This is a genomic window from Pseudomonas sp. 2VD, from assembly GCF_005503585.1.
Taxonomy (GTDB): Bacteria; Pseudomonadota; Gammaproteobacteria; order Pseudomonadales; family Pseudomonadaceae; genus Pseudomonas; species Pseudomonas aeruginosa.
Genome location: NZ_SCND01000287.1, coordinates 1 through 8,033, shown reverse-complemented (window position 1 = coordinate 8,033; position 8,033 = coordinate 1). Strand labels below are relative to the sequence as shown.

The 8,033-nt window shown below is 69.1% G+C and carries 10 protein-coding genes; 8 read left to right on the top strand and 2 right to left on the bottom strand.

The features are described from left to right. From FFS27_RS33745 to FFS27_RS24330, 6 genes are all read left to right on the top strand, one after another. Positions 1-136: hypothetical protein (locus tag FFS27_RS33745; protein ID WP_171019224.1), on the top strand; the 136-nt coding region annotated here is incomplete at its 5' end. Then, the gene (locus FFS27_RS24350) at positions 133-1,494 is read left to right on the top strand and encodes a fimbrial protein (RefSeq protein WP_023101290.1); all 1,362 of its coding nucleotides are present in this window, start codon (positions 133-135) and stop codon (positions 1,492-1,494) included. The genes FFS27_RS33745 and FFS27_RS24350, both read left to right, overlap by 4 nt. Beyond that, complete coding sequence (locus FFS27_RS24345; RefSeq protein WP_021264732.1) at positions 1,484-2,197, top strand: fimbrial biogenesis chaperone; 714 nt, start codon at positions 1,484-1,486, stop codon at positions 2,195-2,197. Before FFS27_RS24350 ends, FFS27_RS24345 begins: the two co-directional genes overlap by 11 nt. After that, a complete protein-coding gene (locus FFS27_RS24340) occupies positions 2,194-3,051 on the top strand; it encodes an EAL domain-containing protein (RefSeq protein ID WP_003109869.1) in 858 nt (285 codons plus the stop codon). The genes FFS27_RS24345 and FFS27_RS24340 overlap by 4 nt, the downstream gene beginning before the upstream one ends. A gap of 140 nt (positions 3,052-3,191) precedes the next feature. Continuing rightward, entirely contained in the window at positions 3,192-3,716 is a 525-nt protein-coding gene (locus tag FFS27_RS24335; protein WP_003088871.1) for a DUF4142 domain-containing protein, read from the top strand. A gap of 28 nt (positions 3,717-3,744) precedes the next feature. Further along, positions 3,745-5,109 carry a cation:proton antiporter gene (locus tag FFS27_RS24330; RefSeq protein WP_023101288.1) on the top strand — a complete coding sequence of 455 codons (1,365 nt, stop codon included), beginning with the start codon at positions 3,745-3,747 and terminating at the stop codon, positions 5,107-5,109. Here FFS27_RS24330 and FFS27_RS24325 read toward each other — a convergent pair. Beyond that, a complete protein-coding gene (locus tag FFS27_RS24325) occupies positions 5,087-5,536 on the bottom strand; it encodes a DUF421 domain-containing protein (RefSeq protein ID WP_003088873.1) in 450 nt (149 codons plus the stop codon). The genes FFS27_RS24330 and FFS27_RS24325 overlap by 23 nt on opposite strands. A 25-nt stretch (positions 5,537-5,561) precedes the next feature. Further along, positions 5,562-6,086, bottom strand: a complete 525-nt coding sequence (locus FFS27_RS24320; RefSeq protein WP_003088874.1) for a hypothetical protein — start codon at positions 6,084-6,086, stop codon at positions 5,562-5,564. Positions 6,087-6,334: 248 nt separating this feature from the next. Between FFS27_RS24320 and FFS27_RS24315 the strand changes: the two genes are divergently transcribed. Both FFS27_RS24315 and ligD read left to right on the top strand, forming a co-directional pair. Beyond that, entirely contained in the window at positions 6,335-6,724 is a 390-nt protein-coding gene (locus FFS27_RS24315) for a response regulator (RefSeq protein WP_003161880.1), read from the top strand. A 17-nt stretch (positions 6,725-6,741) separates the two neighbouring features. Continuing rightward, positions 6,742-8,033, top strand: a 1,292-nt coding sequence (ligD, locus tag FFS27_RS24310; RefSeq protein WP_218570991.1) for a non-homologous end-joining DNA ligase, incomplete at its 3' end; no start/stop codon positions are given.

Below are 8,033 nucleotides of genomic sequence, written 5' to 3'. Positions count from 1 at the left end.
ATGGGGAACGGCGCGCAAGGAGCGTTGCGAGTTGCCCTACGACCTGGCCGGTGTGCCTCGCGACCAGGCGCTGATCCGCCTGCGCGGTACCTGCCGGGCAGCCACCACCGACTCCAACCTGGAGAACGCCAGATGAACCGCACGCTTCCCCTGCTGCCCGCGCTGGCCCTCGGCGTGTTGCTGGGGCTTCCCGTCAGTGGCCAGGCGACTTGCTACCGGGTCACCTCGGTAGGCAGCGAGACGACCACCTCGAACACCCAGATCCGCCCAGGCGAAGGTACCGCCGGCAGCTGGACCGGCGCCTGCGACACCTGCAATGGCTCGCTCGGCCTGCCCAGCGTGGTCAACGTCAGCGACGAGAGTTTCCAGCCCTATCCGACGCTCATCGCCAGCGCGGTGGCGCCGCTGACCCAGTACGGCGCCACCGGCGGCTACGACCCCGAGCGGGTGTTCTTCCGCTGTAGCGCCGGGGACGCCGTCTACGAGATGTTTTCTACCAACGGCGACGATCTCTATAGCGGCTACTACACCGGCGCCGACACGGTGGGCAACGACATCGGCCTGCAGGATGCCTACCGGACGGCCTGGCCCAACGTGCTGCTGCGCCTGACCAACGTCGAGACGGGGGAAACCATCACGCCGATCTGGAAGGAGCGCCAGCTCTCCGGGCTGGACATCGACTCGCGCGGCTTCCAACTGGTCAAGGCGAAGAACCTCGCAGCGGTACGCGCCGAGCTGTACAGCGCGCCGCTGGAGGCGATCCGCTACTACTCGCCGACGATCCTCTCGCAGCCCTATTCCTACACCCAGCCGGCGGCCTACATCGCCATCAAGGGGCCGGGCCTGACCGCGCCGACCGTCGGCCAGGCGCACGTGGGCGGCAACTGGGGCGGCTGGTACAGCAACTGGCCGGGTGCCATCGGGCTGTACCGCTACGTGACCCTGAAACGCTATCCCACCTGCGCGGTGATGACGGTCACCCCGCACGTGCAGTTCCCGCCCATCACCCTGGCCGAGATCGATAGCGGCGGCGTGCGCGAGGCGCCCTTCGAACTCACCTTCAAGTGCCAGAGCGGCATGACCAACGGCACCGGGGCCGGCGCCACGGCGCTGGGCATCCGCGTGTCCAGCGGGGCCCTGGCGGCCAGCCCGGCGCTGGGCCTGGTCAACGCCAGTGGCGGACTGTCCTACCTGCTCTCCGACCGTTACGGGGAGCCGGGCATTGCCCGTGGGGTCGGCATCCGCATCTACCGCGACGGCACGCCGATGACGCTCCTGGCCAACGAGAACTCCGCCGGCGGCAGCAACGCCGAGGCCACCGGCTGGTACCCCGCCATCGGTGGCGCGACCCAGGCCAACGGCGGTAGCGGCGGCATCGACCTGTACCGCGAAACCTTCCGCGCGCGCCTGGAGAAACTCGCGCTCGGCAGCCAGCCCGGCGTCACGGCGGGGCGAGTCGAGGCCACGGCGCAGGTGGTTATCCGTGTCCAGTAGGCGCGCGCTCGCGCTGCTGGCCATGCTTTGCCTCGCGCCGACGAGCGAGGCCGGAGTGACCGCGGAGCGCACCCGCCTGGTGTTCGTGGAGGGCCAGCGCGAGGCCTCGTTGCTGCTGGTCAACCAGAATCCCTACCCGGTGCTGGTGCAGGCGTGGGTCGATGACGGCGCCCTCGACGGCGAACCGGATACCGCGCTGGCTCCGTTCCTGCCGCTGCCGCCCGTATTCCGCCTGGAGCCGGGACGCCAGCGCAGCCTGCGCCTGCTGGCTACCGGCCAGGCCCAGGCACGGGATCGCGAATCGCTGTACTGGCTGAACATCTACGAGATCCCCCCGCAAGCCACCGCCGAGTCCGCTGGCCGGCCCCGGCTCACGGTCACCCTGCGAACCCAGATGAAGGTGCTGTACCGCCCGCACGGCCTGCATCCGCACGCCGAGGACGCGGCCGCCGAACTGGGCTTCGCGCTGCGCGACGAGACCCTGCGGGTGGACAACCCGACGCCGTACTTCGTGTCCCTGGCGGGGCTGGCGCTGGAGATAGGGGAGACGCGCCTGGATCTGCCCGGAACGCTGCTGGCTCCGCGCTCGCAACGACGCCTCGGCCTGCCGCGGCGGGTGGACGGCGGGACGCGCGGCGAGGTGGCGTTCGACTGGATCGACGACAACGGCGTCAGCCGCCAGGAAAGGAAAGCTCTACAGTGAACAGTTCCCCACAGGCTCGCCAGCACGAGCACCCGCCGGCCGTTGCCGCCTCCCTGGCCGGCGACCTGCGCCTGGCCCGGCGTTTCCAGGCCGCCCTGGCGCGCGGTCGGGTGCGCCTGGACTGGCAGGCCGTACGGCATGCCGGGCATCCGGAATGGGAGCCGCTCTACCGGGAAACCCTGCTCAGGGTCACGGCCGCCAGCGGCGAGCCGCCGTTGCCGACCCAGGAACTGATCCTGGCGCTGGAGCGGCTCGGCCTGATACGCCTGCTCGATCGCTGCGTGCTGGGTACGGTCCTCGACCGGCTGAACGCCGAGCCTACCTTGCGCCTGGCCTGCAACCTGTCGCGCCAGAGCGCGGCGATGGATGCCTGGTGGGAAGCCGTCTGCCGATGGCTGGCCGCCCGTCCGCAGGTGGCACGGCGGCTGACGCTGGAGCTGACCGAGACCGCCGTGGGCGAGAGAGTCGCGACCCGGGAGTTCATCCGACGCCTGCGCGAACATGGCGTGCGCATCGCGATAGATGACTTCGGCGCGGCGCACAACAACCTGGACTTCGTCCTCGATGCCCGTCCCGACGTGATCAAGATCGATTGCCGGTATACCCGCGAAGCACGTCGCTCGGCGAAGGGCGCCGAAGTGCTGCGCCACCTGCTGGCCCTGTGCCGCGAACTGGCGCCCTGCGTGGTCCTGGAAGGTCTCGAGGAGGACGATGCGTTCGCCCGGCTGCCGACCGGGGACGTCTATCTCCAGGGCAACGCGATCGCGCCGCCGATGCGGGTCGAACCGCCGCTGTCCGTACGCCGGCCGAAGAGCCGGGCGCGGATCGAGGCGCTGGCGAGCCGCCAGGGGTGACCGGGGAGGGCGCCCGGCCTGGCACGGTCGGCGAAAAATCTGAACGGTCGGCCAGCGGCGCCGTCACAGCAGCGACGATGCCGAGGTGCGTTGTGCCGAAGTCCCGGCATTTTTTCCCTGTCACGCCAACGGAGTCGACCATGAACAGAGCAATCAGCCTTCCCCTCAAGGGAGCCGCCTGGCTCCTGCTGGTCCTGGCCCTGCCTTTCGCCAACGCCCAGGACATGAACAAGACCGCGCCACAGACCTTCGTCAGCGAGGCCTCGGCGGCCGGCGTGGCGGAAATCGAAGCCGGCAAGATGGCGCTGGAAAAGAGCACCGCCGCCGATGTGAAGGTATTCGCCAAGCAGATGATCGACGACCACGGCAAGGTCAACGCCGAACTGCGCAGCCTGGCCGAGCGCAAGAAACTGGAGGTCGAAGACGACGCCAGCCTGACCGACAAGGCCAAGGCGACCCTGCTCGACCTGCGCGACGCCTCCTTCGACCCGGCCTACGCCAATAACCAGGTGGCGGCTCACGAAAAAGCCGTGGAACTGTTCACCCAGGCCGCGGACAACCTGACCGACCCGGAACTGCAGGCATTCGCCAAGACCCATCTGCCGGCCCTGAAGCATCACCTGGAGATGGCCCGCGCGCTGGCCAAGGCGCACCCATCCAAGTAACGCCCCCGCGGGCGGAGCCTGGCCAGGCATGAGTTTCAGCCTGTGGTTGCTGGTACTGGGCTGCATCCTGCTGACGCTCGGCCTGGCCTCGGCCTACCTGCGCCTGCTGCCGGTCAGCACCTCGTTCATCTACCTGCTGTTCGGCCTGGCCATCGGCCCGGCCGGGCTGCACGCCTGGCGCAGCGGCCTGGCGGACATCAGCGGCTGGTTCGAACACCTCAGCGAGGCGGCGTTGCTGATCTCGCTGTTCATCGGCGGCCTCAAGCTGCGCCTGCCGTTGCGCTCGCCGGCCTGGACCGCTGCCTGGCTGCTGGCCGGACCAGTCCTGCTCGGCTGTATCCTCGGCCTTACCCTGGGCGCGCATTTCCTGTTCGGCCTGGACTGGGGGCTGGCCTTGCTGGTCGCGGCGATCCTCGCGCCCACCGACCCGGTGCTGGCCAGCGACATCCAGGTCAACCACGCCGGCGACGACGATCGCCTGCGCTACGCCGTATCCGGCGAGGCGGGACTCAACGACGGCATCGCCTTTCCCTTCGTCATCGCCGCCCTGCTGCTGATCGGTCAGGGCGGCGGCCTGCCTGGCGAGTTCGACCGCAGCGGCCTGGACTGGCTGCTGCGCGACGTCCTCTGGGCCATCCCCGCCGGATTGCTGGTGGGCTATTGCCTGGGCCATGGCCTCGGCCGCCTGGCCATCCACCTGCGGGCGCGGCACACCGACACCTCGGTGTCGGCCAACGACTTCCTCGCCCTGGCGCTGATCGCGCTGTCCTATGTCGGCGCCGACGCGCTGGGCGGCTGGGGCTTCCTCGCCAGCTTCGCCGCCGGGATCGGCCTGCGCCACGCCGAGGTGGCGACGCTGGGACACGCCTCGGCACCGGCCGAGGCGCAGGCGGCCGCCGCCGACGTGCGCGAGGCCGGGCAGGCCAGCGGCGCCATCGAGTATGGCGCCGACCGCAGCGAACACCCGAAGGTGGCAGCCGGCGCGGTGATGCTCGACGTGCTCTCCTTCGGCAACCTGCTGGAGCGCTCGCTGGAAGTGCTGCTGGTGACCCTGCTCGGCGCCATGCTCTACCAGCACTGGGACTGGCGCGCGCTGCCGCTGGCGCTGCTGCTGTTCTGCGTGTGCCGGCCGGCGATGGTCTGGCTGCTGGTCGGCCGGCGGCTGATGCACCCGGCGCAGCGGCGCCTGCTCGGCTGGTTCGGCATCCGCGGCATCGGCAGCCTGTACTACCTCAGCTACGCGCTGAACCAGGGGCTGCCTACGGCGCTCGCGCATACCGCCAGCGACCTGGTGCTGAGCCTCGTCGCCCTGAGCATCTGCGTGCACGGCCTGAGCATCCAGCCGCTGCTGATGCGCCACGCGCGCAGCGTCAGTCGCCGCGATCGGGAATGATCGAGATCTTGCCGTTCTTCTCGAGGATGGCGAAGCGGATCTGCTCCATGCGTTCCAGGCCCTGGGTCTCGCGGGCGGCCAGGAGAATGTCTTCCTCGCGCAGGCGGGCCTCGGCCAGGCGTGCGTGCAATGGCCTGCCGTACTCGACGATGAGCGTCGGCGAGCCCTCGATCAGGGTGTCGAGCTTCGGATGGCGCAGCTTGAGCAGGGACAGACCGACGTCGATGACGATCAGGGTGATGATCACCAGTACCGCGTTGACCAGCGAGAAGTCGTCGCCCAGCAGCGCCTGCTGGGTGGCTTCGCCGATGATCATCAGCAGCAGCAGGTCGAAGGTGGTGATGTCGGTCAGTGAACGCCGCCCGGCGATGCGGAAGAGTACCAGCAGGACCAGGTAGAGCGCGGCGGCTCGCAGTACGGAATCCATCGTGCGCCTCCTCGGAACGGATGACTCAGGGGTAGATGAACTGGTCGAAGGCCAGGCTTTCGCCGGCGAACTCCAGTCGACTGGCGACTTCGCCGAGCTGGTTCGGCAACAACGTCAGGAACAGGCTCAGGCGACCGTCTTCGTCGAGCCTTCCCTCCAGCTCCAGGCCACCCCGCCAGCTGTGACTGCGCAGCGGTTGCGGTTGCAGGCTCTGGATGCTGTGCGCCTGTAGCAGTCCGCCGCCCAGACGCACGCCAACCTCGGTGCCCGGCGCGCCGCGCAGATCGATGCGCAGGCGGCTGGCGGCGCCGCTGCGTTCGAAACGCTCGTAGGCCAGGGTCAGCCTGCCGCTGTCGCTGACCAGCGTCCGCGAACTCAGAGGCCCGCCGGCGAACACCCCGGTCAGCGCCAGGAGGATCACCCCGAGCAGGACCCACAGGCCCGCGCGTTCGAAACGCCAGGCGCGGCGCTGGCTTTCCAGGCGCTCCGGGATCGGATACTCGCGCTGGTCGAACGCATCGTCTGCGGCGTCTTCTGGGGCAGGGCGCATGGCTGGCTCCTTCGCTCGCGGTCTCTCAGGCTGGACCCCGGTCGACGCGGTTGGTGCCGGCGGGCTTACCAGCGGTCGGCGCGGATCGGGCAATCTGCACGATGAACAGGCGCCTTCCGGGCACTCTGCTGATCGCACTTTGCGATCAGCCCGCGCCCAATCGCCGTGGTCACGCTGCTCCGGCGCAAGCGGGGCGGACGGCGCGAACCTTGCAGCGAAGCCTTCCTGACAATCCGACAGGGAGAACCATGGTGAACGGAGAAAACAAGATCGTCCTGGTCCTCGAAGAACACGCCGAGCAGCTCTGGCGGATCGAGGAATTCCTCCTCGATCGAGGCTACGCGGTGCTCAGCGCGGCGAGTCGCGACGAAGCCCTCGACCACCTGGCCTCGGACGCGGTGATCGACTTGTTCCTGCTCAGCGAGCAGCTCGAAGGTCCTCTGAGCGGCAGCATGCTCATCGAAACCAGCCTGCCGGTGCGCCCGCGGATGCGGGTGATCCTGCTCAGCGACAGCGCTCGCGTCGGCATCGACCCGGCGGCACCCTATCCGGTGCTGCTCAAACCGGTGACCCTGGAAGAACTGGGGAAAGCCATCGACCTGGTCCTGCACAGCGCGCCGGTCTGCCCCGGCGTCTGACCACCGAGGAGCCCGCCATGCCCAGCAGCAAGCCGCTCGCCGAGTACGCCCGCAAGCGCGATTTCCGCCAGACCCCGGAGCCCAGCGGCCGCAAGCCTCGCAAGGACAGCACCGGTCTGCTCCGCTATTGCGTCCAGAAGCACGACGCCAGCCGCCTGCACTACGACTTCCGCCTGGAGCTGGATGGCACCTTGAAGAGCTGGGCGGTGCCCAAGGGGCCGTGCCTCGACCCGGCGGTGAAGCGGCTCGCGGTGCAGGTTGAGGACCATCCGCTGGACTATGCCGATTTCGAAGGCAGCATCCCCCAGGGGCACTACGGCGCCGGCGATGTCATCGTCTGGGACCGAGGCGCCTGGACGCCTCTGGACGATCCGCGCGAGGGCCTGGAAAAGGGCCATCTCAGCTTCGCTCTGGATGGCGAGAAACTCTCCGGGCGTTGGCACCTGATCCGCACCAACCTGCGCGGCAAGCAGCCCCAGTGGTTCCTGGTCAAGGCCAAGGACGGCGAGGCGCGCAGCCTGGATCGCTTCGACGTGCTGAAGGAGCGTCCCGACAGCGTGCTCAGCGAGCGTACGCTGCTGCCCCGCCATGGCGAAGCCGCCACGCCCGCGGCCAGGCCGGCGCGACGCGGCAAGAGCGGGGGGAAGACGCCGATGCCCGAATGGATCGCCCCCGAGCTGGCCAGCCTGGTCGAGCAGCCTCCGCGAGGGGAGTGGGCCTACGAACTCAAGCTGGACGGCTATCGGCTGATGAGCCGCATCGAAGACGGCCACGTGCGCCTGCTGACCCGCAACGGCCATGACTGGACCGAACGCCTGCCGCACCTGGAGAAGGCATTGGCCGGGCTCGGTCTGCAGCGCAGTTGGCTGGACGGCGAACTGGTGGTCCTCGACGAGGAGGGTCGACCGGACTTCCAGGCCCTGCAGAACGCCTTCGAGGAAGGTCGCGGCGAGAACATCCTGTACGTCCTCTTCGACCTGCCGTACCACGAAGGCGAGGATCTGCGCGATGTCGCCCTGGAGGAGCGCCGCGCGCGCCTGGAGGCGCTGCTGGAAGGGCGCGACGAAGACCCGCTGCGGTTCTCCGCGACGCTCGCGGAAGACCCCCGCGACCTGCTGGCCAGCGCCTGCAAGCTCGGTCTCGAAGGCGTGATCGGCAAGCGTCTGGGCAGCGCCTACCGTTCGCGCCGCAGCAACGACTGGATCAAGCTGAAGTGCCAGTTGCGCCAGGAGTTCGTGATCGTCGGCTATACCGAGCCGAAGGGCTCTCGCCGGCATATCGGCGCCTTGCTGCTCGGCCTCTACAGCCC

Coding starts and splice junctions, on each gene's coding strand:
- FFS27_RS24350 (WP_023101290.1), top strand. CDS start 133: ATGAACCGCACGCTTCCCCTGCTGCCCGCGCTGGCCCTCGGCGTGTTG.
- FFS27_RS24335 (WP_003088871.1), top strand. CDS start 3,192: ATGAACAGAGCAATCAGCCTTCCCCTCAAGGGAGCCGCCTGGCTCCTG.
- FFS27_RS24330 (WP_023101288.1), top strand. CDS start 3,745: ATGAGTTTCAGCCTGTGGTTGCTGGTACTGGGCTGCATCCTGCTGACG.
- FFS27_RS24325 (WP_003088873.1), bottom strand. CDS start 5,536: ATGGATTCCGTACTGCGAGCCGCCGCGCTCTACCTGGTCCTGCTGGTA.
- FFS27_RS24320 (WP_003088874.1), bottom strand. CDS start 6,086: ATGCGCCCTGCCCCAGAAGACGCCGCAGACGATGCGTTCGACCAGCGC.
- FFS27_RS24315 (WP_003161880.1), top strand. CDS start 6,335: ATGGTGAACGGAGAAAACAAGATCGTCCTGGTCCTCGAAGAACACGCC.